At 66.3% G+C, this 24,550-nt stretch carries 19 protein-coding genes; 6 read left to right on the forward strand and 13 right to left on the reverse strand.

Translation table 11 applies throughout. The features are described 5' to 3' along the window. Window position 1: 1 nt before the first annotated feature. Window positions 2-754, forward strand: coding sequence for an ABC transporter permease (locus KOR34_RS19960; RefSeq protein WP_146567521.1), 753 nt, complete (start codon window positions 2-4; stop codon window positions 752-754). Window positions 755-1,103: 349 nt separating this feature from the next. Here KOR34_RS19960 and ppnP read toward each other — a convergent pair whose 3' ends face one another. The 12 genes from ppnP to KOR34_RS20020 all read right to left on the reverse strand — a co-directional run bounded on the left by ppnP (window position 1,104) and on the right by KOR34_RS20020 (window position 17,444). After that, window positions 1,104-1,415, reverse strand: a complete 312-nt coding sequence (gene ppnP, locus KOR34_RS19965) for a pyrimidine/purine nucleoside phosphorylase (RefSeq protein WP_146567523.1) — start codon at window positions 1,413-1,415, stop codon at window positions 1,104-1,106. A 488-nt stretch (window positions 1,416-1,903) separates the two neighbouring features. Next, entirely contained in the window at window positions 1,904-3,814 is a 1,911-nt protein-coding gene (locus tag KOR34_RS19970) for a DNRLRE domain-containing protein (RefSeq protein WP_146567525.1), read from the reverse strand. Window positions 3,815-3,986: 172 nt separating this feature from the next. After that, window positions 3,987-6,317, reverse strand: a complete 2,331-nt coding sequence (locus KOR34_RS19975) for a class I SAM-dependent methyltransferase (protein ID WP_197531615.1) — start codon at window positions 6,315-6,317, stop codon at window positions 3,987-3,989. 123 nt (window positions 6,318-6,440) lie between these two features. Next, window positions 6,441-7,880: an MATE family efflux transporter gene (locus KOR34_RS19980; RefSeq protein ID WP_146567529.1), complete on the reverse strand. Its 1,440-nt coding sequence runs from the start codon at window positions 7,878-7,880 to the stop codon at window positions 6,441-6,443. A 268-nt stretch (window positions 7,881-8,148) separates the two neighbouring features. Then, a complete protein-coding gene (locus KOR34_RS19985; protein ID WP_146567531.1) occupies window positions 8,149-8,355 on the reverse strand; it encodes a DnaJ family domain-containing protein in 207 nt (68 codons plus the stop codon). A 674-nt stretch (window positions 8,356-9,029) separates the two neighbouring features. Further along, the gene (locus KOR34_RS19990; RefSeq protein WP_146567533.1) at window positions 9,030-11,999 is read right to left on the reverse strand and encodes a choice-of-anchor Q domain-containing protein; all 2,970 of its coding nucleotides are present in this window, start codon (window positions 11,997-11,999) and stop codon (window positions 9,030-9,032) included. A gap of 401 nt (window positions 12,000-12,400) precedes the next feature. Then, window positions 12,401-13,642, reverse strand: a complete 1,242-nt coding sequence (locus tag KOR34_RS19995; protein WP_146567535.1) for a hypothetical protein — start codon at window positions 13,640-13,642, stop codon at window positions 12,401-12,403. A 21-nt stretch (window positions 13,643-13,663) separates the two neighbouring features. Then, window positions 13,664-14,116 (reverse strand): SRPBCC family protein, encoded by a 453-nt coding sequence (locus KOR34_RS20000; RefSeq protein WP_146567537.1) that lies wholly within the window; start codon window positions 14,114-14,116, stop codon window positions 13,664-13,666. Window positions 14,117-14,167: 51 nt separating this feature from the next. Further along, window positions 14,168-14,752 carry a hypothetical protein gene (locus KOR34_RS20005; RefSeq protein ID WP_146567539.1) on the reverse strand — a complete coding sequence of 195 codons (585 nt, stop codon included), beginning with the start codon at window positions 14,750-14,752 and terminating at the stop codon, window positions 14,168-14,170. Window positions 14,753-14,876: 124 nt separating this feature from the next. Further along, entirely contained in the window at window positions 14,877-16,220 is a 1,344-nt protein-coding gene (locus tag KOR34_RS20010; protein WP_146567541.1) for an ATP-binding protein, read from the reverse strand. A gap of 75 nt (window positions 16,221-16,295) precedes the next feature. Beyond that, window positions 16,296-16,940, reverse strand: a complete 645-nt coding sequence (locus KOR34_RS20015; RefSeq protein ID WP_146567542.1) for a 3-keto-disaccharide hydrolase — start codon at window positions 16,938-16,940, stop codon at window positions 16,296-16,298. Window positions 16,941-17,222: 282 nt separating this feature from the next. Beyond that, on the reverse strand, window positions 17,223-17,444 hold the full coding sequence (locus tag KOR34_RS20020; RefSeq protein WP_315852869.1) for a cold-shock protein: 222 nt from the start codon (window positions 17,442-17,444) through the stop codon (window positions 17,223-17,225). Window positions 17,445-17,891: 447 nt separating this feature from the next. Here KOR34_RS20020 and KOR34_RS20025 point away from each other — a divergent pair, with 447 nt between their 5' ends. The 5 genes from KOR34_RS20025 (at window position 17,892) to KOR34_RS20045 (ending at window position 24,171) form a co-directional block, all read left to right on the forward strand. Further along, the gene (locus KOR34_RS20025; RefSeq protein ID WP_146567545.1) at window positions 17,892-18,701 is read left to right on the forward strand and encodes a phosphoadenylyl-sulfate reductase; all 810 of its coding nucleotides are present in this window, start codon (window positions 17,892-17,894) and stop codon (window positions 18,699-18,701) included. Between the two features lie 108 nt (window positions 18,702-18,809). Beyond that, a complete protein-coding gene (locus tag KOR34_RS20030) occupies window positions 18,810-19,235 on the forward strand; it encodes an RrF2 family transcriptional regulator (protein ID WP_146567547.1) in 426 nt (141 codons plus the stop codon). An 84-nt stretch (window positions 19,236-19,319) separates the two neighbouring features. After that, window positions 19,320-19,901: an anthranilate synthase component II gene (locus KOR34_RS20035; RefSeq protein WP_146567549.1), complete on the forward strand. Its 582-nt coding sequence runs from the start codon at window positions 19,320-19,322 to the stop codon at window positions 19,899-19,901. Between the two features lie 26 nt (window positions 19,902-19,927). After that, window positions 19,928-21,160: a molybdopterin molybdotransferase MoeA gene (locus KOR34_RS20040; RefSeq protein WP_146567551.1), complete on the forward strand. Its 1,233-nt coding sequence runs from the start codon at window positions 19,928-19,930 to the stop codon at window positions 21,158-21,160. Between the two features lie 461 nt (window positions 21,161-21,621). Beyond that, window positions 21,622-24,171, forward strand: a complete 2,550-nt coding sequence (locus KOR34_RS20045) for a hypothetical protein (protein WP_146567553.1) — start codon at window positions 21,622-21,624, stop codon at window positions 24,169-24,171. Between the two features lie 82 nt (window positions 24,172-24,253). Here the strand turns inward: KOR34_RS20045 and KOR34_RS20050 are convergent, their stop codons facing one another. Beyond that, a complete protein-coding gene (locus tag KOR34_RS20050; RefSeq protein WP_146567555.1) occupies window positions 24,254-24,508 on the reverse strand; it encodes a hypothetical protein in 255 nt (84 codons plus the stop codon). Between the last annotated feature and the right edge of the window lie 42 nt (window positions 24,509-24,550).

A 24,550-nucleotide genomic window follows, 5' to 3' on the forward strand; every position in this document is an offset into this window, starting at 1 on the left:
GATGACGACAACCTCCCTCATCAAGCATCTAGCATGGCATGATCTCAAGCAGATTCTCAGGGATCAAACGCTAGCTCCCATGATGGCCTTGGGCGTGGTGATTGCCGTCGTCAGCCGCCACTTGCTGCCCATGATCGACCAGCAGCTGGCCTTGCGAGGCGTCCTGCCCAACCTTTCGCTAGACACAAGGCTCAGCGACATTTTTCCGATGCTGGTGACATACTTCGGATTCTTCAACGGCGCACAATTGGTCGGCGTAATCTTCGGGTTTCTGCTGGTTGAAGAAAAAGACCAGCGGACGCTCATAGCCATCGAGGTGACGCCAACCTCGATGAAGCGCTACGCCCTCTGCCGGCTGCTACTCCCCACCGCATTGGGATTCGTAACGTGCACCATGATGGTGCTAATCATCAATCAGGCAGTCTTGCCCCTTGGGAAGCTCGTTCTGCTAGCGCTGTGCGCTTCGCCGACCTCGCCGATCATCGCCTTGTTCTTGGCAACCTACTCCGATAATAAAATTGAAGCGTTCGCAGTGGCCAAGTTCGCCGGGATTGGCGGCTTGACGATTCTCTTCGGCTGGTTTGTCCCCGGACCCGCGCAGTGGCTCTTCGGTCTGTTCCCGCCGTTTCTGGCGAGCAAAGCGTACTGGATGGCGTTGGAGGGCGAACCGCTATGGTGGCTTGCTGGTTTGGCCGGCTTTGCGCTTCAGATAGGATTGGTAGTCTTGCTGGCCCACCAGTTTCAGCGTGGGTAGAGGTTGGTTCCGAGGCGCTCGCCGAAGTGATTTACTCCCTTAATCTGCGATAATCCGCCACTCTCGGACATCGTTGGGGCGGTGCGGGCCTGTAGTTCGTTATTGATCAGAGGGCCCAAGTGGCACGGTGAGCACCCTCCTCCGCCTTCTAGCGGATTGATATAGCCCAGCGGTTGGACCAACTTCCGCGAAGTTGAACTCTGCAGACCTCGCTTCGGTGGACCTGACCTCAGCGATTCAGAAGGTGCTCAAACTCGTACCAGCTGCATCGTCCGGTGCAGGTTCGCGGTAGAATCTCACCTAGTGAACCGCCACCGTACAGGACGCAGAGATGGCGTGAGCTGGCCGCCTACAGGTAGCTGCAGCAGTAGTCGGCGATCTTGTCGATCTTCAGCTTGAAGCTGCTGTTGGCCGGGACGTAGTAGCTCTGGCCCGCGGCGTAGGTCTGCCAGTCGTCCTCGCCGGGCAGCAGCACCGTCATCTCGCCCGCCAGCACCTCCATCAGCTCCTTGGCGTCGGTGTTGAATTCGTAGTCGCCCGCCTGCATCACGCCGAGGGTCTTCTTTGTGCCGTCCTCCAGCAGCACGGTGCGGCTGGTCACCTTGCCGTCGAAGTAGATGTTGGCTTCACGGACGATGGTGGCGTTGGCGAATTCAGACACGCGGCGGGTTCCTCGTTGCGAACAGGTCAGAGCACAGTGTGCGGAGCACAGGGCGGCACGAGCAGGCGATTATAGAGCGCCGCGGGCGGGCCCGTCTGCCGCCCCGAGAACCATCCCGGTATGTTGCTGAAACCGGCCACCCGGCGTGCTCCAATAGGAGGTTGGGCGCCGATCCGCGGTACGCACCGGCCCTGCCGGGCCAGGCTCTAGAGAGCGAGAGTTTTGTCCCTATTGGCCATTCTGTCCCGGACAGAAGTGTCGCGGGCCAGGTCGGGTCGATCGTGGTAAACCGTTTTCAGGAAATAAGTTAGGTGAATTTCTTGCCGGCTTGCCGGAGGATTTTTGTTTCCCCTTTACGGCCCGAATCGGACAAAACTCGCGCGTCCTACGGGCCGAGCGAGGCCGTAACGTGTTTTCTAGAAACACGTTACGAAACAGTAGGCCGGCCTGCGGCGGGGACTTTTGTCCCTATGGATGCGTTTTGGCGTTTAGTGGACAAAAGTCGGCGACCGGCGCCGCCGGGTCAGGACGCCGAGCGCGGCGGCGGCCATCAGCACCGCGGCGGCGGGCGTCGGGGCGGGCGTCGGCTGGGCTGGCAACGATTGGGCGGCCAACGACACGCCGGTGAGCGAGCGGCCGAAGTTCGCCCGCCAGATGAGGTAGTCGGAGTGGCCGACGGCGCCGTCGCCATCGGCGTCGGCCGGCATCGACTCGCCGACCTGCTGCAGGTTGTCCCGCCACACGGTGAAGTCGGCCGCGTCGACGACGCCGTCGGCGTTGAAGTCGCCGGGCAGCGAGAGGTAGAGCTGGAGCATCGGGCGGAAGGTAGGTTCGCTGAACTCGCTGGAGTAGAAGTCGACGCCGTTGGTTCCGTTGGCCAGCGGCAGCAGAGCCCAGCCGAGGTTGTCGAGCGAGCCGTCCTGCACAGCGCGGACGCTCTGGGTGACGTCGATTGTCAGCGGCCCGGCGCCGACGTTGGCGCCGTCGTTGTCGGCGCCGAACGCGGCGAGCGGCTCGGCGGCGGCTTCGACGCCGTCGGGCTGCACGCCGTCGCCGAGGTCGGCCCACGTGGAGCGTTCGGTCCAGGGGGTGAGCAGCTGGTGAACGGTGAAGCCAGAGCCCTCATTGAACACCTGGAGCACCAGCTCGGCGCGGTCGACCCGCAGGTCGGCCGGCAGGTGTTGGGCGAGGTCGTCGAAGCGGATGAGCGCCTGGTTGGGCGCCGTGCCGGGGCCGTCGTCGCCGTCGACGCTGATGGCGTGGTCGCCGCCGTTGAGGCTGTCGCCGCCGCTGGAGCGGAGCTCCTTGTCGTGCGCGCCGAGGTAGCCGTTCAGGCCGTTCTGGAGGACCAGGTCGGCCGGTCGGGGGGGCGCCGGGCGCTCGATCGACACCGGGGAGAGCCGGTCGGCGAAGTCGATCGGCAGCGTGAACCGGCTGGCGTGCTGACCGACCTGCTCGACCGTTTCGGTCTGGAACTGGTCGAGCGTGGGGGAGTAGGTTTCGAACTCGATGGCGTTGTTGGGCAGGTCGAAGTTGATCAGCCGCAGCCAGCCGTCGCCGCCGTTGGGGTAGTCCTGGTAGTCCTGCAGCACCTCGATCACCGGCCGGCCGGCGTCGTTGAGGCTGACCTGGTGGTACTCGCCGTCGTCCTGGCCGCCGACGCTGTGGTAGTGGCCGCCCAGCACCATGAACACCTGGTCGTTGAAGCGGATCAGCTCGTCCCACAGGTCCTGGCCGGACGGGCTGCGGCCGGCGGGGCTGTCGTCGATGTGCTCGTGCGTGCTGAGGATGACCGGCGTGTCAGGGTGGGCGTTCAGCACGGACTGGGCCCACGCCAGCGGCGACACCGCCCGGCCGGGCAGGTTGATGGTGGGCCGCCACTCCAGCGCCAGGTGGAGGAACTCATGCCCGCCGGCGCTAAAGTGTTGGTAGCTGTTGGCGCCGCTGGTGTCGGCGCCGCCGAACCACGACCGCCCGGCGAACCGCTGCGGGCCGAAGTAGTCGAGGTAGTCGTCAAACCCGGAGGCCTTGTCGCTGGTGTCGGCGTAGTCGTGGTTGCCCGGCAGCACCGAGTACGGCAGCACGCCGTCCAGCACGTCGAGCGAATGGTCGGCGCGGGCGAGCTGCGTGAGGTCGTCGCCGCTGCTCACCACGTCGCCCAAGTGGGTGACAAACTGGATGTTCCGCGGGTTGCCGGCCGACTGCACCTGGTCGGCGATCCACTCCGTCTGCTGGGTGAACAGCGGCGCGTTCGACGAGCTGTTGACGTAGTTCTGCGTGTCGGGCAGCGCGACAACCGTGAACGACTCGACGGCTTCGCACCACCGCGCGGCGATACCGAGCAGCAGCGCCGCCAGGATCCACTTCCTGTGGAACGCGCGAGCGGAGCAGGGGGGCATGGTGGGGGGAGGCCGGGAGGGGCGGCGGGCAGGCCGTGATCAAAACCGAGATCGTAGAGCCGATCCCCGCCCGCACTACCGCCTTCACAGCGAATACCCTGCTTCTTCGCGAGAAGCTAACACGGCCCACCGACTGCCTTCACAAACTTCGGCGACCCGTGACGCGGCCGCCTCAGAACATGGCCGCCTTGAGCTTCCCCCGGAGCTTGTTCACCCGCTTGCTCACGCTGCGGCCGAGCTTGCCGAATGGCCCCTTCGGCCGCGGGGCGCCGGGCGACGCGGGGTCGAGCGCGTTGGCCCGCTGCTCGTGGTGCTTTGATTGGTCCATCCAGAAGTGGGCCGCGTCGTACCAGATGCGGAGCTGCTCCTGGTGCCAGGCGACGGCGTCGGACTTGCGGCCGAGCTCTTCCACCAGGCGGGCGTTCTCGTCGGTCAGGCGGCGGATGTCGGCGGTCTTGCTGGCGCGGAACTGCTCGCAGAACACCACGCCCGGCCCGCCAACCCGCAGCAGCGATAGCCCGGCCGAGCACTGCGCGGCCAGCTCCATCACCTCGGCCATCTCGCGGAAGGCGGGCAGCGGCTGGTGGGCAGGGTCGCCCAGCGAAGCCCGCCAGTCGGTGCAGATCGCCTGCTCGGCGAGCGCCAGGCCGCGGGCCAGCCAGGTTTCGATGGCGGCGGGGTCGCGGTCGGCCATTGCCAGCGTGGCGCGGAGCACCGCGGCGCCGACCGACTTGGTGGCCAGCAGCGGTGAGTAGCGCAGAAAGGGGAGGGCGGCGCACTCTTCCAGGTGGTGCTTGGCGTCGTCGCGGCGGCCGCCGTGCAGGCACAGCAGCGCAGACGCGTAGCGTAGCGACACCGCCCACCGAACGTCGATCGGCCGGGCGGCTTCCCAGTTGCGGTGGGTCAGGTGCGGCTCGGCGGCCGCCAGGACCGCTTCCACCTCGGCCCAAGCCGCCTCGCGGTCGAGCAGCGCGTACGCCTGCACACAGGCCGCCGCGGCCCGGTCGGCGCCCTTGCCGGCGGGCTGCAGGAGCACCTGCTCGGCGAGCGACTCGCGGAGCGCGGCGCGCTCGGTTCGCAGCCCGCGCGAGATGATGCAGGGGACAAGCCAGGGGTTGTCGTACTGGGTGGCGAAGCCCATCACGTGCGACGGGTCCGCGCCGGCGGCTTCGGGGAAGCCGGGGTTCTCGTAAGAAGCCGCTTGGTGGTTGTCGAACGGGCTCTTCATCACTAGCGCGACGCACCACTCGCTGGGGTGCTGGTCGGCCTGCTCGACGGGGTGGTTCTGCCACTCGTACCCGTGGTCCGCCCAGGCGCCGGCCTCCTTGCGGCGGCTGACGGTCTCGGCCATGGTCTTCTCGGTAGCGAAGCCGGCCTGGTCGAGCTGCTCCAGCAGCCGCGGCCAGTCGTACACGTGGAAGTGGTGCGGGTTGGGGTCGAGCCCGTCCTCCTCGGTCCAGTCGTTCGGCACGCTGATGCACAGCCGACCGGCCGGCGTGAGCACGCGGCGGCACTCGTCCAGGAAGCGCGTGTTCTGCTGCAGGTGCTCGAGGGTCTCGAAGCTGGCGATGAAGTCGAACGAGGCGTCGGGGAACTGCTCCAGGCACTCGGGCAGCGAGCCCTGCTGGAAGCGGACCGCTCCGGCCTGGTCCTCGAACGACGCCCGCGCGTAGTTGATGGCGAACGCGCTGTTGTCGATGCCCAGGTAGCTTGCGCACCGCGAGTTGTGCGTCATGATCGTCGAGCCGTACCCCAGCCCGCACGCCACGTCCAGCACGCGGTCGCCGGGCCGGATGGCGCGGGCGGCCTCGGCGTAGCGCATGTTGTGCGCGTCGGACCGCCGGCCCGCCTCGCGGCTCATGTCGGTGTGCAGCTGGCGCTCCTCAAGGAGCTGCTCGAGCGGGAACCGCCGGTTGGCGTCGTTGGGGATCTTCTCGAGCAGGATCGCGCAGTTGTCCAGCTGGCTGTCCAACGCGCCGAACGGGCTGGCGAGGAAGTACCGTGGGTGCTTGCGGAAGCCGGCCTCGAAGCAGCGGGTCTCCCACCACTCGCGGTTCTGGATGGTCAGGTGCCACTTGCTGTCGCGGTCCTCGGTCAGCGCGATCCGCAGGTAGACCGACCCGCGCGACACGCGGCGGAGCTCGGCCAGCGCGGCCGGCACGTCCTGTTCTTCGAGGTGCTCGAAGCAGTCGGTGCTCACCACGCAGTCGAACGAGTTGTCTTCGAACGGCAGATGCTTGATGTCCGCCACCGAGAACAGGCCCGGGCTCGCCGCGTTGGCGACCTCCACCGCCACGTCCGACACGTCGACGCCCTCGGCCTGGCAGCCCAGGGTGTTGAGCCGCCGCACCAGGTGGCCGTTGCCGCAGCCGACGTCCAGCACCGACCCGACCCCGACGCAGGCGATGATCTCGTCCGCCACGCCGAGCACGCTCTGGAACGAGTGCTCGCCCCGTCGGTCGTCCCGCTGCCAGTACTGGTTGTAGAGCTCTCGATAGTCCATGACGCGTCGCCCGGGAGGAGTCTGCCGGCGGGCGTCCGCCGGTCCAAGGGCGGCGACCATAGAGCATCGGGACGCGGCTGTCTATTTCGGCTCGGCTGCGGGAGTGCTAGCATCGACGCGGCGTTACGCGACCGACGGCTCCAGCTCCCCGTCCACCAGGTCGGGCGGCGACTTCTCGATCACGCGCATCTGCCGCCACTTCCCCTGCAGGAAGCGGAGCAGGAAGATCACGCCCAGGATCCAGATCCAGCCGGTGATCAGCGCCCAGCAGCCGTACACGCCCACGCCCAGTTGGGTGACCGCCAGCCAGCTAGCGGCCGCCAGCAGCGTGGCCATCACCAGGCTGACCCACAGCACAAACTGCGTGTCGCCCGCGCCCTTGATCGCGCTGACAAACACCATCAGCGTGGCGTCCAGCAGGTTGTACGCGGCCACGAACCGCAGCAGCGTCACGGCCATGGCGTACACCTCGGGGCTGTTCTCCGGCGAGTTCTCGCCCCGGAAGAACCAGGTCAGGAACACGTCGGGCGCCAGCAGGTAGGTCACGGAGATCACCGACATGTACGCCAGCGCCACGTGCAGGCTGGTCCAGGTTGCGCGCGCGGCCACGCCGTCGCGGTCCTCGCCCAGGTGCTGGCCCACCAGGATGCCCGCGCCCATCGCCAGGCCCCAGATCGGCATGAACGCCAGCGTGCTGATGCTGAACGCCATGCTGGTGGCCTCGGCCTCAACCGGTCCCAGCCGCCCGACCAGCATGATGAAGATCGTGAACCCCGTGACGTCCAGCGCCAGCTGGTAGCCGCTCGGCCCGCCGAAGTAGAGCATCCGCTTGAACAGCGGCCCATCCAGCCGCATGCCGGACAGCGTGGCGAACCGCGCGCGGTTCTCCGGCAGCATCAGCAGCACCAGGTAGGTGGCGGCCTTCAGCCACAGCGAGACCACCGTCGCCCAGCCCGCGCCGGCGATGCCCATCTCGGGGAAGCCCCAGTGGCCGTAGATCCACGCGTAGTCCAGCAGCAGGTTCACCGCCGCGAACACCGCGTCCACCAGCATCACCACCCGCGTGCGGCCGCGGCCGCTGTAGAACGAGCTGAACGCCTGCGCCAGCAGCATCGCCGGCGCGCCCCACATCAGCACCTGGAAGTAGATCACCTCCAGCCGCATGGTCTCGTCCCCGTGGGCCGCCGCGGCAAACGCGGGCTCGGCCAGCGGGATAGTCATCAGCAACAGCGGGCAGGCCAGCACGGCAAGCCACGCGCCCTGCCACACCGACGGGCCGATCCGCTCCGGCTGGCCGGCGCCGAAGTACTGCGACACAAACGTGCTGGCGTACATGCAGATGCCCAGCGGCAGGCACAGCGCGGTGAACCACAGCGTCGACGCGCTGAACGCCGCGGCCATCGCCTCGCCGCTCACGCCCTTCAGCAGCACCCGGTCGACAAACGTCATCACCGTCCACGACAGCGCCGACACCACCAGCGGCGCCGACACGTTCAGCACCTCGCGCCCCCCGCCCGGGCGGGACCACCAGCTAGCAGAGGTTGGGAGATCGGCGTGTTGCAAGGCGCGATTAGGGGAAAGGGAAATGATCGACGACACAAACCACAGCCGAGGGCGGAAGCCCTCGAGCTTACCTCAAATCAACAGCACGGGCCGGAGTCGAGGAAACGGCAGGAAGGAGAGAGGGCCACCGAGGGAACGTTCCTAGCGGGAGCACTAATAGACGCTAATCAAGCTACCAAGCCAACTAGCGAGTATTAGCGTTCCCCCCAACGGGCAGCCGCCCGCATCGCCGAAGGACACGCCAACCGGCCGCAAGGTTCGCCCGGATTCAGTCCGGCGTGAGCCGCATCGCCAGCTCCTCCCGCTTCAGCTTGCGGCGGACCCACCAGCCGGGGTCGTACGGCTCGTCGATCAGCGGCAGCGGCTTGCCGAGGCCGGGCAGGTTGTCGAACTGGCCCTCCTCGATCGCCGCCTGCAGCTTGGCGTCGGCGATCCGGGCGATCGTGCTGTCGGAGAACGAGATCGGTTCGGCCATGGTCGAGCGGGTCCAGGTTGTCTGCGCGGAGCGGCGTCAGCAGGGATTGGGGCGGCGACTTTTGTCCCTTCTGGCGCTATCGAATTTTAGGGACAAAAGTCGGCTCCCACCGCGAGCCCGCGGGCTCGTTCTACGCTTGTATAGCAGTGTTTAGCGTTTTCCTGGGTTAGCGGCGACCGCGACTTTTGTCCCTCGTTGCGCGCGATAGGGACAAAAGTCGCCGCCGCGGCTGGCGCCGGGCGCCGGCACGGCAGGCCCCGACCCCAGCGGCCCGCCGAGCCACCGGCGCACCCCACGCGTCCTTCACATTAGACCGCGCTGGGTGGCCGGTTTCTACGAGAAAGTCGCCGGATTGCTCGCTCCGGTCGGCGTGACAGAAGCCGCCCTAAGTTCGGGCCAGCGTCGCGTCAGCAAACTCAAATCCTATGCGTCGCAAGAGAATCGGGAATCGTCGATGTACGCTGCCACCGGTTTCCGAGAGTGAGTTCACGAGACCGGCGTGTGAGACTCGCGCCCCGAGCGCTCTGAACTAGCCACCCCAGTATACCCCGGCTAAGCTGCATCGAACGCAGATAGGAGAACCGATATTCCTCGTCGACTTTAACGGGGGATCGTAGTCTCTACTAATGAATCCAGCGATAAGGCGCCATGCAAGACCTCCGCCACTTGCATCCCTAGTCGGACTCAAACGGGTTCAAAGTGACGGATTCGATCAACTGCGGCAGTTCATCAGGGCGATCCGTTACTCTGCGGTTGTCGAGCACGACAAACGAATCCTTTATCGCTGCCGTTGGCGATTGACAGACGACCGGCGGCTTCGCGTCGAGCAACAGCAGAAGTGAAGAGACATGCTGTACGCCTGGACTCGGATCGTCGATGACTGGAATCGAACCGTGATCACTTCCGTCTTCTCGCGATTGAGGGATCAGCGTTGCGAAGCTGGCATCGAGCGCCGCTAGTCCCAATGCTGGGTTCTCTGAACGACGAACATCTGTGGGCGACTGAGGGACGGCGAACTCGAATCCGTAGTGGCTTCGCCACACTAGGTAGTCCTCCGCAGTGACTAGCCCGTCGCCGTCCCCATCTGCGCCAGCGAGTGGGTGAGGTGTAACCGATCCCAGCGAATCGCGCCACACCGAGTAATCTGCTGCATCAACAGTCCCGTCACGGTTATAATCACCGGGCGCGGTGTCGGGCGTTGCTTGGGATTCATAGGCTCCCATGTCCATTCGATCCCCCGCGATTCGGGCGAATGGCCCCAGACGTTGATCAAAGTCTGTTGCAGGGTACGCGGGACCAGCCGCGTCAATCGCTAGGCTGCCTGGTAGCAGCGCGTGAGTTTGCGTGTGGCCACCGTTGTTAGCCAATGGCGCGAGCATGGCATCGACGTCAAGGATATTACCAGTCCCAGGCACGGAGTCGATGTCGGACCCAGTTGAGTCGCCTATCAGACTAAACTGCACCCGATAACGTCGATCATTGAGCACGCCGTTGAAGAAGTCGTGCGACAGGCTGGCGTTTGCGGCACGGTTTCCAGCAACGATGGAGTTCTCGATCGTAACGCCAGAAAGAAAGCGCGTCCCAGCAACATGGAGACCACCGCCCATTGCATCTGCGCCGCCCGACGTGTTGCCCGTCACTGTGCTTTCTCGGACAATCATAGCGCCTGTTTCAGTAAACGCCCCACCGCCCGATGCACCCACCCCATGAGTAGAGTTGCTGCTCACGGTGCTGGCCTTCAGCCGAACGCTGCCAGAGTGTGCTGCTGCGGCGCCACCGAATGCGCCCTCCCCAAGCGTGTAGTTGCTACTCAGGGTGCTCGCCGTCGCGTCAAGTGCACCGCTATCAATCAGCACCCCTCCGCCAGGGGACCTGTGCCCTCTAGTATGGTTTCCGTGTAGCGTCGATCTGGTCACAAACACATCGCCGGAGTGCGATCCAATGCCTCCCCCACCTGATTCGTCGCCAAGAGTAAAGTTACCGATCAGAGAACTACCAGAAACGGTCACGTCGTCCTGTTTGTTGTATACTCCACCGCCGGGTGATCCCGTTCCTTCGGTATAGTTGCCGCGAACCATGCTGCCGACTATGTCTAGCGTTGCGAATAACAGCGATACGGCCCCTCCCCAAGCACCTGCACCTCTTGTGTAGTTTCCATCGATACCGCTGTTGACCAGGGCAGCTGATCCGCCATCTAACGCAACTGCTCCTCCGTACGCCATCTCACCCTCAGTGTAGTTTCCCTCCATATCGCTGCCGTCGACCTGAAGTTCACCCCCTAGATCGACGAAGATCGCACCGCCTGACGAACGCCAGCCTTTCGTGAAGTTCGCGTGTAGAGTGCTTTGGCCGCTAATCTGAACTCGTCCTCTCCGCATACCAATCGCACCACCGGTCGCCTCGCGCCCCTCAGTTGAGTTCCCATAGAACTCGCTTCGATCCAAGTAAATGGAGCCATTCCATGTGGACACTGCGCCGCCAGTGGCGAGATCTCCTTTCGTATGGTTCAGTTCGACCACGCTACCCGAGATCACGACGTCCCCATCCTGGCAAAAGATGGCGCCTCCGTGAGCTGACCTGCCTTCGGTAGAGTTGTTTGCGAGATCGCTATCGGCGATAGTGACAGCTCCCGTCTCTGTGAATATCGCACCACCTCGACTGCCACTACCGAGGGTGTAGTTGCCTGATATCGTGCTACCGGCGATCTCAATCGAGCCGGATCCCGTGGCTACCCCACCTCCATTAATCGCTTCTCCGGTTGTGTAGTTGCCGCTAACGTTACTGTCTGTAATCAATACGTGACCGGTGCGGCAGAACACACCGCCGCCAACTCCATACTGAGTGGCTGACGTATAGTTATCGATGATGCTGCTTCCACTAATAACCACATCGCCAGTTTCTGTGGCGACGGCACCGCCAGACGCGAAACGGTGTCCATCGACGTGATTGGAACTAATCTCGCTACTTTGAATAGAGATGTCGCCACTGAATGTAAGGATCGCACCGCCACTCGAGCGATAAGATGTCGTGTAGTTCCCACTAAGAGTAGATTCAGACAGGTGCACATTGCCCATCGGCGCGAAAACGGCGCCGCCACCGGAATTTCCTCCCAGGGTGTGATTGCCGACCAGGACACTATGAGTCAATCTCAACGTTCCATCCGAAGCGAATCGAATCGCACCCCCTGCGAACTCGGCGTCTGCCCCGCTTCCTAGGACGCTATCGCCAGACGTCGCCCCATTAACAAGTTCAAGGCTGTCGAGAAATAGGTCGCCTGATGTTGCCTTGTAGTTGAGTATCCGAGACGAGAACTGCGCATCAACTACGGGCTTGTCATCGAGCTTTGACGCGTCGATCGTTAGCCCTTCGGTGACTTCTAGCTCGGCGCCGTCAAGTCTGATGCGAGCGCCGGCGAGCGATTCGTCGAATGTGATCTCATCAGGGCCTGACGACGCATTCGCGTCAAAGATCGCTTGGCGCAAGCTGCCCGGCAGTTCCCCCGCCGCTGTGACTGGCCCGTCCAATACGTTTGTCACGACGAACGACGCCAGTACCTGCCGACTCTCCAGCCGCTCAAACTGGAGTTTGCAACCACGAGAGAGGCGGAGTTTGGTATGGGGAATCCGGCGACGGTTGCGAAACATTCAACCCATCAAACTAGTGGGATCGATCAGGGCTAAGTAGTCTGTCCCTGGAGTGGGGCGACATCGAAAGCAGTAGCCGTGTGGTTTCCGCGGAGCTATTTGCCACGATTCTCAATCGTTTGGAGGCAGTTTAGCTGCTAGCGTGAGTCGGTCGAGCCGCGCCCACAGGCCTCTCCGTAGTGTAGTTCTAGGTGCCTTGTCAAGCAAACACGGTATGCATCATCCGCTATACGTAGTTGCATGTGGTGCTCTACCGGCCAAGAGCCGATTCCGGTTGCGAAGCCCTAGTCGGCGAGCAAGTGTTCCGTGGAGGTGGAGGTAAAACGGAGCGACGCGATCCTCGCAGCTTCAAAAAAGGCACGGAGTTCCGATTCATCATGCTGCGCCGCGGCTCCCCCACACTACTGCACCCGCAGCTGCCCCACGCCGAGCCACCGCGCGTACGCGTTGACCAGCTGCGCCGGCTCGGCCTGGTACGACTCGTGGAGCGACGCCTCCCAGTCGAGGCCGGCCTTCATCCCCTCGATAAATCCCACGTACGCGTCCGGGTTGGTCTGGATCATGAACCGCGCCAGGCTGGACGCCACGCCGTAGTCGTCGAACTCGATCGCGCCCGGGCCGAAGAACGACCGCCGGATCGTGGGGTCCTGCTTGAGCCGCGCCAGCAGCCGCTCCTCCCGCCGCTTGACCGACTGGCTCTGCGGGACCATCAGCGCGCCGATGTAGTCGGCCATGCCCTCGTTGACCCAGCTCGGGAGCGGCTGCATGGTCTTGTAGCGGTGGATGAACCCGTGGCTGGTCTCGTGCACCAGCATGGCGGCGAACTCGTGCGGCTCCTGGCCGCGGTAGCAGGTGATCGCGACCTCGCCGCTGGACGACTGGTGGCACAGGCCGTACGTGCCGGGCTGCGGGTCGTGCTGGAAGAACCGCCGCTCGAACGCGGCGAACTGCTCCTGCTGCAGGAACGCGTAGACCGGCGCCTTGCCCAGCCACACCCGCTCGCCGCGGGGCAGGTTGTAGGTGTCGGTCATCCAGTCGTGCATCTGGTCGAGCCGCTTGATGAACGGGGCGACCTCGTCCGGCGGGATGTTGGAGTAGAAGAGGAACCGGCCGGTCTCGTACAGCCGGAGCGCGGGGAGCAGCCGCTGGGCCTCGGCGCCGGTCTGTTTGTAGCGGGCGATGGCGGCCTCGTGCTCGGCTTCGGACACCTCGGGCCAGGCGCGGACGTTGTTGGCGGCCAGCTTGGCGAGCCACTTCCGCCGCGCCGCGGCGGCCTGCTTCGCGTCGGCCTCCTGGGCGGCGGCGCGGCGCTCCTCGCGGGTGCGCTTGCGGTCGGGGGTCGGCTGCTCGTCCGCGCCGGCGTCCGCCATGCCGGGGTTCACGTAGAGGGCCGCGCCGTCGCTGGCGATCTGGCGGATGTCGGCCAGGTCGATCGTGCGCAGCCGCCCGGCCGCGAGCCGGAGCCGCACCTTGCTGACGTCGTCGCCATCGCCAACCACGCGCAGCAGCGTGGCGCCCTCGTAGCACACGCCGGAGCCGAGCGTCACGTCGACCGGCGTGTCGACCGCGCCGCGCAGCGCGTCCGACGCCGCGGCGGGGCCCACGAGCGCGAGGGCGATCAGGATGACGGAGAGAGAACGCATGCTGCCAGGAGGGTTGAGGGGTCAGCCGGCCCGCGATTCGGCGGCCTGCTTCAGGTCGGCCAGGTCCTGCCGCATCGCCTTCTCGGCCGAGCCGATCATCATGCCGCTGAGCGGCGACATCAGCTTGGCGAACATGGAAACCGGTCGGTACTCGAGGTCGAGCGTGACAAGGGTCCCGCCGTCGCTGGGTTGGAACGAGAAGCGGCATTCGAACGCGGCGCCGCAGGACTCGCTGGCGATCGTGTAGCCGTGGGGCGGGTCGAACGCCGCGACCTCGAGCTCCTCGGTCGCCGAGCGGCCGAACATGGTGCGGGTCTCCTTCCACCGCGTGCCCACGCCGACCGGGCCGGGCGTGAGCATCTCGATCCGCTCGATCCCGCTGATGTGCTCCGCCGCCCGCGGCAGGTCCGAAGCGACGGCGAACACCACGTCGGGCGGCGCGGCGACCTGTTCGTTGAGGGTGAGGCGTCCCATGGGGTGGGGCTCCGGGGGGCTCGGCGGCGAGAGGCGCCCATTGTAGACAGACTATGGTGTCGACGGGGGGAACATCGACATGCGACTCATTTGGCGCCCGCGCCGTTGAACGCGGCCGCAAAACGCCACCGAAGCGATTAGCCACGCTGCGGCGGGTTCGGGAACAGCTGATGCAAGCGGAGCGTCGCGCAGCACCACACCGATTCCAGCAGATTCGGAGCTGTCGTAGATCGACTCTCCAGCGCCGATGCCCTGCGCGTCCGTGAAGCGGTTGGAAAAGCTGAGCGTGGTCTCGTCGTTGGCGGTCGACCAGGTCAGCGTTGCCGGGAGTCCGAAGCTCTTGACTGGCATCGATATCGATTGCGCCGACAAGGTTAGTCCCGGGTCGCCGTTGAGGGCAAGCGACACTGTCGAGTTGGCCGGGGTGAGTGTCTCCTCCCCAACGCCGTCGACCGCCGAGGGAGTCCTAACCGTGATGGACCACGATTCAATGAAACTGACGGATGTCTGCAGACCAAGGGAGCCGTCGGTAGTGACCGTGCCCGAAAACCCGAACGAGGATCCTTCAAAGTAGGGCGACTCGTTCAGGCGGTAGACCATGCCCGCCTCTGCCGGGCAGCACAGGAGCAGCGTCACGGGCGCTAGCATCAGGCGTGATGCGGTCACGGTTGATCCTCGATTTGCGATGAGCGTGCACGGTGCATTGTCACACCGGGCGCGCCGCATTGCAAACGTGACTCGCCAAGAACGCCGGACCGCGCTACGCTGGCGCCGCCGTGGGGGACGCGTTGCTAAGCGGCAGCTTCACCTCCACCACCGTGCCGTGCCCCGCTTCGGAGTCGATCACCATGCCGCCGCCGACACGCTCCACCACGCTGCGGGCGAGGAACAGGCCCAGGCCCATGCCCTTGCCGGGGTCCTTGGTGGTGAAGAACGGCTCGCCGGCGCGGGCCAGCACCTCCGGCGGCATGCCGGGGCCGCTGTCGCGGATGGCGATGCCGAGCGTGCCGTGCGCGTACACCTCGATCTCGACCTCGCCGCCCGGGCGGGAGTCGAGCGCGTTCTGCACCAACGCCCGCAGCGCCTGCGACAGCGCGGTGCGGGGCGCCATCACGCGGGCTTGCTCGGCGCCGTTGGCGTAGTCGATGTCGATCAGCACCGGCTCGGTGAGCTCGTCAACGACTTCCTGGAGCAGCTCCCCAGCGGTGAAGGTTTCCGGCGCCTCGCCGGCGGCGCGGCCCGACGCGGTGGACATGCGGTCGAGGATCGCGCGGCAGCGGTCCAGCTCGCTGCGGATCAGCTTGATGTCGGTCGCGACCTCCGCGGAGACGTCCAGCTCGTTCAGCTCGTGCTCCAGCTCCTTGGCCACGACGGCGATCGTGGAGAGCGGCGTGGCCAGCTCGTGCGCGGCGCCGGCCGCCAGGGTGCCGAGCGCCTCGAGCTTCTCGCTCCGGGCGCGCAGCTCCTCGGCGCGGGAGCGGGCCTCCTGGTTGCGGCGGAGCTCGCGGGTGAGCCACGTGGTGAACGACACGATCACCGAGCCGCACGCGGCGAAGGCGATCAGCGTGCCGCCGCCGACGATCGGGATGGCGCCCAGCTCGCGGAAGCTCATCAGGCGGTTCGCGTGGCGGAGCTCCTCGATCGGCGTGTGCGTGTACGAGATCGTGGCGAAGGCGGCCGTGGCCATGCCGACCAGCAGCCACGCCCAGCGGGCGGGCAGCAGGATGCCCGCCAGCGCCAGGTTGACGAAGTAGAAGATGGCGAACGGGTTGGTCGGCCCGCCGGTCAGCTCGAGCATGACCGTTAGCACGAACAGGTCGAGCACCATCAGCCCACCCAGGAGCGCGTGCCACTCGTAGGGGCGGACCACCTCGGCGGTGGCGCGGCGCCGGATCCACACGGCGAACGCCGCGTTGGTGCCGGCCGTAACGCCCGCCATGGTGAGCAGCGGCCAGAACGGGATCGCCACGCCCAGCGGGCCGGCGACAATCAGGATGGTGGCCAGCTGCCCGGCGACCGCGACCCAGCGGAGCTTGGCCAGCCAGGCGGCGTTGATGGCCAACCGCTGGGCGTCGGAGTGCGTGGGGTCGGCGGCCTGGTTCACGTGGGTTGTTCGCTGGGCAAACAAAACAGCCCCCCGGACAGGTCCGGGGGGCTGGGAGATGACAGAAGCGCAAGCCTAGTCGAGCGGCTTGATCAGCACCTTGCGGTAGTGGATCTCGCTGCCGGGGTCGTGCCCCTGCAGGGCGATGGTGCCGTGCGAGATCTTGCGGCCCGAACGGTCGTCCGGCGCCTTGTGGTCGTCGGGCTCGGTGTAGTCGCAGGTCACCTTGCCGTTGACCTTCACCACCACGTGCTTGCCCTTAACGATCACCTCCTGGGTGTACCACTCGTTGTCCTTCACCGGCGACTTGTCCATGACGTCCTTCACCGCGTACAGGCCGCCGGTCTTGCGGGGGTCGCCGTGGGTCTGGTTCACCTGCACCTCGTAGCCCTTGTTGGGCCAGCCCTCTTCCTGGTACTCGGTGTGGAAGTACATGCCGCTGTTGGCGTTGGGCTTGGTGAGGATCTCGCACTTCCAGTGGAAGTCCTTGAAGTCGGCGTTGTTCACCTTGCCCGCGTAGAACGCGTGGGCGCGGGGGCCCTTGATGATGATCTTGCCGTCCTTAACTGAGAACGTGTCGGGGTTCTCGGAGATCTTCCAGCCGGACAGGTCCTTGCCGTTGAACAGCGAGTGCCAGCCGTCTTCTTTCTCTTCGGCGGCGGGCGCGTTGGCGGCGCACAGCAGCCCGGTCAGCAGGACGGCGCTAGCGAGGAGCTTCATGGGTTGGTTTCCCTTGGGACATGCGCGACCCTCCAGGACGAGCGGCGCGGATGGTTTGCGGCGGCCAGTGGCCGTCAGGAGCTCTGCAGAATAAGTGGTGCGCGGGCGCAATTCAACTTTCGCCGCCGGGATGCGTTCGCCGACGGAAAGCCGGGGCCCGCGCAGAAAAGAAGCCGCCCCCCGCGTGGGAGGGCGGCTTGTGGGTTTCTCACTGATTTGTCGGCGGCGGCGCGGGCCGAAGAGGAGCGATCCGGCAGGGGCCCAGCGACTCGCCTCTCTCAATCAGCCTTCAACAAGGCGGACATTCTCAGCCCGCGGACCCTTCGGGCCTTGGCCCTCGGTGTACTCGACAAGCTGACCCTCGCGGAGGTCGTCGAATTGGCACCCATCGCAAGAAGAAAGGTGGAAGAAGATGTCTCCCCGCTCTCCCTGGATGAAGCCAAAGCCCTTGTCCGTCAACTTCTTAATCGTCCCCTGCGACACTTCGCCACTCTCCAAAAACACGCACAACAAAACAAAAACGGGTAGGTGCGCCGTGCTACGCGCGCCAACCAGGCAAAACGTGAGTTGCGCTAGAAGTGAATTCGGCGGGCCGACCGGCGAGCTGCGCTCAGGCCAGAGACTTCGTTTCCATAACCTTCCAGCATCGTGAAAAGTAACCTTGCGGCCATCCCGGGTCAATCATCTTCTGCGTTTGTAGTCGATTTCTTTTCGCTCCCCGGACGGGTGTCCAGTGTGCGGTGGACCGCGTCTGATTGGCGGCAAGAAGCGTCGTTTTCTCCTGGTTTTTCGGGTTTTCCGAGCGAGCGGTGGGCCGCTGCGGCCCGATAGTTGACAATGCTAACCAACGCACATAGGATTCGCAGTCGGCGGATGTTTCGCCGGCGCTCCCCGCCCGCGGAATGGTCTGGTGACCACCACCGGGCGTTCCTCCCCACCGACTGCCCCGCCATGAGCACCGTCCACGACACCGCGCCGCAGCAGCGCCCCGCTACCAGCACTAAAGCCGCCAAGCCCGCCCCGCCCGCCAAGGGCGAGGCGCCCTCGGCCGAGTTTCTCGACTACCTGGCCGCCAAGAGCCAGGAGCTTGAGGACGCCACCCCGGAGGAGATCATCCGCTGGGCGGCCGACGAGTTCGGCGAAGGGCTGACTATGGCCACCGCCTTCGGCCCCGAGGGGTGCGTGATCTTGTCGATGCTGGCCGACATTGCGCCGCAGACCTACGTGTTCAACCTGGACACCGGCTACCAGTTCCTCGAGACGCTCGACACCCGTGACCGCATCGCCCGCAAGTACGGCATCGAGGTCGACCTGCTCAAGCCGGAGCTGACGGTGCCCGAGTACGAGGCCAAGCACGGCGGCCCGCTCTACAAGACCAACCCGAACCAGTGCTGCATGGACCGCAAGATCAAGCTGCTGTACCGCGGCGTGGAGGGGCGCACCGCCTGGATGAGCGGCATCCGCCGCGACCAGAGCGCCGACCGCGCGCAGGCGGCCATCGTGGGGTGGGACAAGAAGTTCGGCCTGGTGAAAATCAGCCCGCTGGCCAACTCGACGAAGAAGGACGTCTGGAACCGGATCTTCAAGGCCGACGTGCCGTACAACCCGCTGCACGACCAGGGCTACCCCAGCATCGGCTGCTTCCCCTGCACGCAGAAGGTCCTCGACGGCGACGCCGACGAACGAGCCGGCCGCTGGTCCGGCACCGCCAAGACCGAGTGCGGCCTGCACAGCCTTGAGACCGACGGCAGCGGCATCTAGTCGCTGGTCGGAACGGTCTGGGCGGTAGCTGTGTACCGCGCCGCCGGGTCATCAAGACAAGTCTAAGCAGAGAATTCAGCGCCTAGCGCCTTCCAGCCCCCAACCGCCATGAAGCTCAACGCCAAGACCGAGTACGCGCTGCTGGCGCTGGTCCAGCTGGCCGAGGGCTACGCGCTGGGGCAGCCGGCTTCGATGCGGGCGCTCGCCGAGCAGCAGCCGATCCCGGACGGGTTCCTGGTGCAGATCCTGCAAGAGCTGCGGCGGGCCGGGCTGGTGACCAGCACCCGCGGCGCGTGCGGCGGCTACCGGCTGTCGCGGGCGCCGGGCGAGATCTCGCTGTGCGACGTGCTCTGCGCCATGGACGGCGACGACCCGCTACGCAGCAACCTGGCGAACCCCACGCCGCTGGCCCAGGTCCTGGTCGACGAGCTCGACGACGCCCGCTGCCGCTGGCAGGACCAGCTGCGGGAGGTCACGCTGGAGGACCTGGCCGGTCGGGCGGCGGAACTCGGCTCGCCGATGTGGTATATCTAGCAGACGGGTTCCGGGTATCGGACGCGAGTGCGGGGCCCACGAATTCGCTTTCGCATCCTGGTACGCTTTCTGCGCTCTGCTCGCATGATCCTGATCGTCGATAACTACGACTCCTTCACCTACAACCTGGTGCAGCGGCTGGGGGAGATCGACCCGGCGGCCGATATCCGCGTCGAACGCAACGACCAGATCACGGTCGACGAGATCATCGACCTCAAGCCCGAGCGGGTGATTGTGTCGCCCGGGCCCTGCACCCCCAGCGAGGCGGGCATCTCGGTCGAGTGCATCGAGCGGCTGACCGGCAGGCTGCCCGTGCTGGGCGTCTGCTTGGGGCACCAGTCGATCGGCCAGGCGTTCGGCGCAAAGATTGTCCGGGCGAAGAACCTGATGCACGGCAAGACCGACCTGATCTACCACGACGGCGGCCGGTTGCTGGAGGACCTAGACGACCCGTTCCAGGCGACCCGCTACCACAGCCTGGTGATCCAGCCCGACACCCTGCCCGACGAGCTGGTCGTGACCGCCTGGGCGAACGAGCCGGACGGCCGCCGCGAGATCATGGCGATCGAGCACCGCGAGCACCCGCTGTTTGGCGTGCAGTTCCACCCCGAGAGCTTCCTGACGCACAGCGGGTCGGATCTGCTGAAGCGGTTCCTGTCTATCTAGTTCCGGGCCGTTGAGGGCTGCGTGCCGTGGCGGGTGAGCTGCTGACTGTCGACGACGCGCTGCGGCTCATCGAGCAGCACGCTGCGCCGCTATCCCCCGCACGTGCGCCGCTCGACCAGTCGCTCGGCCTCCGGCTGGCCGCCGACGCGGTGAGCGACGTCGACTCGCCGCCGCACGACAAGGCGATGATGGACGGCTACGCCGTGGTGGCTGACGAGCCGCAGCGCGAGCTGCGCGTCATCGACGAGGTGCTGGCCGGCGGTGTGCCTACCAATACTGTCAGTCTCGGCGAAGCGACCCGCATCATGACCGGCGCCCCGGTCCCCGTCGGCGCCGCGGCCGTCGTGCCGGTTGAGCTAACCGAGCTGATCAACGAGTCGACCGTCCGCCTTACCAGGCCCGCGCCGCCCGCCGGCAAGCACGTGATGCGCCGCGGCGAGGTGTTCGCCCGGGGCGAGTCGATCCTCCCGGCCGGCGCCCTGATCACCGCCGCCCAGTTGGCGGTGCTCGCCGAGATCGGCGTCGCGACGCCCAGCGTGACGCCCGCCCCCACCGTGGCGGTGCTCGCCACGGGAGATGAGTTGGTCGAGGCGCACGAGGTCCCCGCGGCGGGGCAAATCCGCAACTCCAACGGCCCCATGCTGCACGCGCTGGTCACCCAGGCCGCCGCCCGCCTGGTCCCACTCGGCGTGGCGCGCGACAACGCCGACTCGCTGACCGAGCGGATCACAGCCGGCGGCGCGGCCGACGTGCTGGTGCTCTCTGGCGGCGTGTCGGCCGGCAAACGCGACCTCGCGCCGGGCGTGCTCGCCGGTCTCGGCGTCGAGCAGGTCTTCCACAAGGTTGCGGTGAAGCCGGGCAAGCCGCTCTGGTTCGGCGTGTGGCGGCGGCCCTCGGGCCGGCAGACGCTGGTGTTTGGGCTGCCCGGCAACCCGGTGAGCGGATTCGTCTGCTTCCAGCTGTTCGTGCGGCCGCTCTTGAGCCGGTTGGCGGGCGGGCCGTTCGGCGGGCTGCCCTGCGTCGACGCCGAACTGGCGGAACAGGTCACGGTGAAGGGCGACCGGCGCACCTTCCTGCCGGCCCAGGCGGCGTACGAGAACGGCCGGTGGGCCGCGCGGCCGGTCGCCTGGCGGGGCTCGGCCGATCTGAAGGGGCTAGCGGCGGCCAACGCGCTGCTGGACCTGCCCGCCCAGGAGCCGGCCTACGCCGCCGGCCAGCGGGTAGGCGCTCTGCTGCTGGAGCCTGTCGTGGGCAGGTGATTGAGGGGCAAACCTGTCGGCGACGCCGCACGACCCTCATATTCAGGCGTTCTGTCGCGGCCCGGGGGCCGCAAAACAGTTGACATAACGGCTGATCCCTAGGGAAGATAGGGAAGAAGGACGCATGGACGGGCAGTCCCGACCCGCCGCGATAGCCGCCGCGCCGCCGAGAGTGCGCGTCGTGCCCGCCGCATTGCCCCAGGGCTGTTTGGCCCCAGGACAGCGCGGCGGTTGCTTATCTCGCCGGGCCGCGGGCCCGCTCCACCCACCGAAGGGCCACGGTGGCGTCGCGTCCCGACGCTGAGGCGGCCGCACGAGCGACCACCCGGCTGCTACGGAACAGAACTGCCGTTTATCGGAACCGAGACCCACCTGCAGGGGCACGCCGGGGGCGTCGCGCGGACTGACCGCGCTGCGTGCCGGCACACCACCGGGCTAACCGCCCTGGAGACGAACCACTTATGATCACGCACCGTGCGTTCCGTTGTCTTTATCTGTACGCAGCCGCCGCGCTGCTTGTATCTGGCGTGCTGGTCGCGCCGGTGCGGGCGCAGATCGCTGTTGCTGGGCAGGTGTACCCATCGGACAACCCGTTCACGGCTGACCTGGAAGGCCTGTACGGCTTCGTCAACACGTTCCTCCCCGAGACCGATACTCAGGTGGGCTGGGAGCGGGACCGGAACGTGACGATCGGCGAAGGCGCGTTCGGCTCCGTGCGTCTCTCCCAGGCGGGCTTCCTCAACTTCCAGCACATCGTGCTGGGAGGGTCGGAGAACGAGGTCGACCCGTCGTCGCCCCGTGTGGGCCCGGGAGACGGAGTGATCGAGAACGGCATCGACCCGCTGTCCCCGGTATCCGGCTACGGTGTGCTGCGGATCGAGGACTTTCAGACGTTCTACAACAACCACCCGAAGGTGATCCCGAGTCAGTACCAGGACATCTACGACACCAACAACCCTGAACAAACCTTGTTCCCGACCGAGAACACGCGGCCGGACTCCGTAGGCTTTGACGCCTACATCGGCCTGACCGGATCGGGAGAGCTGTACATCGCCGCCGGCGGCCGCGCCGAGATTCAGGACGCCGTGATTGTCGGCTTCGCGCCGGACTCCACCGGCCACGTTGAGGTGACTGGCCTGGGGTCGTACCTGGCGGCGTACGGCGGCCTGAACCCGAACGCGACGGTCATCAACCGGGATGAGTTCGACAACAACGAGATTCACCAGATGATCATCGGCGCCTACGGCGACGGGTCGATGACCATCAGCGACGGCGGCCACGTCGACGCGTTCTACGGCGCCGCGATCGGCGTTACCCGTTCGGACGGCAGCGACGAGCTCACCGATCAAGCCTTCGACAACAGCCTCCGCGACCTGCAGGGCTCCGGCCGCGTGATCGTCGACGGCGACGGCTCGCTCTGGAACATCATGATCACCGCGTTCGAGGACGACGAGCTGCCGCAGGGCATGCGGACCGAGGGCGGCGCGCTGGCGATCGGCGAGTTCAACGACGCCCTCAACCCCCAGTACATCTCCGAGGAGCTGGGACGTGGCTACCTGTCGGTCCGCAACAACGGCTTGGTCCGAGTCCACCGCTACACCGACGAAAACAACCCGACCACCGACCACGACGCCGACCTCCGCATCGGCCGGCTTGGCACGCTCGACTTCCGCGGCGGCCGGGTCACCGTGCAGGACCAGCTGGTCAACGACGGCGTCATCCAGGCCACCCACGACGGGACCGGCATCGAGGGTGGCCACTCGGCCAGCGACAACGTGCTGGAGGTTGCAACCTTCGAGAACCGCCTGCTCGGCCAGGTGCGTGTTGGCGCAGGCCAGTCGCTGAGGGTGCTCGCCACGATCAACGCTACCGACCTCGCGCCCGACGCCCCGGAGATGCTGGTTGGCGGCAACCACGGCGTGATCGAGGTGATCGGCGACCAGGTGAGCGGACGGGCCGACTTTGAGTACATCCACGAGTACGACACGTCGCTCGACGCGGCGATCTTCGCGTCGCTCGCTATCCGTGACCCGCACGTGTTCTACAACGCGGGCGAGATCACCGACCCGGGCAAGATTGTCGCCCACGAGGCGAACCTCCGCTTCCGCACCGGCCTGTGGAACGCCGGCGAGGTCGCGTTCACCGGCGGCGACAACCTGGTCACCGGACGGGTGATGAACGCCTGGGACGCCACGAACTCCGAGCCCGGCGGCGCCATCAGCATCAGCAACGGCTCGTACGTCACGTTCGAGGACACGGTCACGAACGACGGCACGATCACGCTTTCCGACAATTCGGGCGCCATGTTCCTGGGCGGCCTCGACGACGGCACGACCACCCGGCCCGCGTACTCCGGCGTCGGCGATCTGAACATCGTGTCGACCGGCGACGTGCACGTCGCGGGCGATTTCTTCCTCGGCGACCCCGACTCGCTCGCGCCGCTCGGTGGCACGCTGCGGCTGTACGTCGAGGACTTCACCGTGGACGGGTACTCGCACCTGGTGGTCGAGGGCGACGGCGACTTTAGCGCCGGCGGGATCGCGACCATCGAGATCCTCGGCAACGCGATGGGCCCGCTCACCGTGGGCGACGCCATTGACCTGATCACGGTGCTCGGCACGGCGAACTTCACCGGCACGACTATCCAGTCCTTAGTGGCGACCGCGCCCGGCACGGTGCTGGTGACGGACACATCGGGTCCGGCGCTGACGCTCATCGTGGCTTCGGCCATCGGAGCGCTGGCCGGCGACTTCAACGGCGACGGCGTCGTCGACGCCGCCGACTACACCGTGTGGCGCGACAACCTGGGCGGCGACGACGCCATCTTCTTCGGCAACTCTAACAACGATGGCGTGATCGACGCCGCCGACTACGCGATCTGGACGGGCAACTACGGCAGCGTCCTCGCCGCGCCGGCCCCGTCGGCAGGCTTGGGCGTCGTGCCCGAGCCCGCGGCGCTGACGCTGCTGGGCTCGCTCGCCCTGTTCGGCGGGCGTCGCCGTCGCGGCTAGGCCGACTCGCGCAGACTTGATGACCAACCGGGCGGGCGGCCTGCGGGCCCCCCGCCCTTTTTTGTTGCGCTCGCGGAAGGCGCTACCTGTTGCGGCGGCGCAGGTACGCCACGAACGACCACAGCCCGGCGAACCGGTAGCGGTCGTCGATGTAGTGCTGCACCACATAGAAGGCGAAGTAGTAGGCGCGGCAGAACGCCCACACCGCCAGCGCGAGCAGCGATGCCGTGCGGAGGGTCGGCGAATCGAGCAGCAGCAGTACCGACGCCAACACGCCGATCGCAACGAACATCGCCGCCTTCAGGTACATCAAGCGTGGGCTGCGGAGGTCGGGCATACGGGTTAGTCGCCCGCGGCCGGTCGCCCACTCACCGCGGCG

Source organism: Posidoniimonas corsicana (assembly GCF_007859765.1).
GTDB classification, from domain to species: Bacteria; Planctomycetota; Planctomycetia; order Pirellulales; family Lacipirellulaceae; genus Posidoniimonas; species Posidoniimonas corsicana.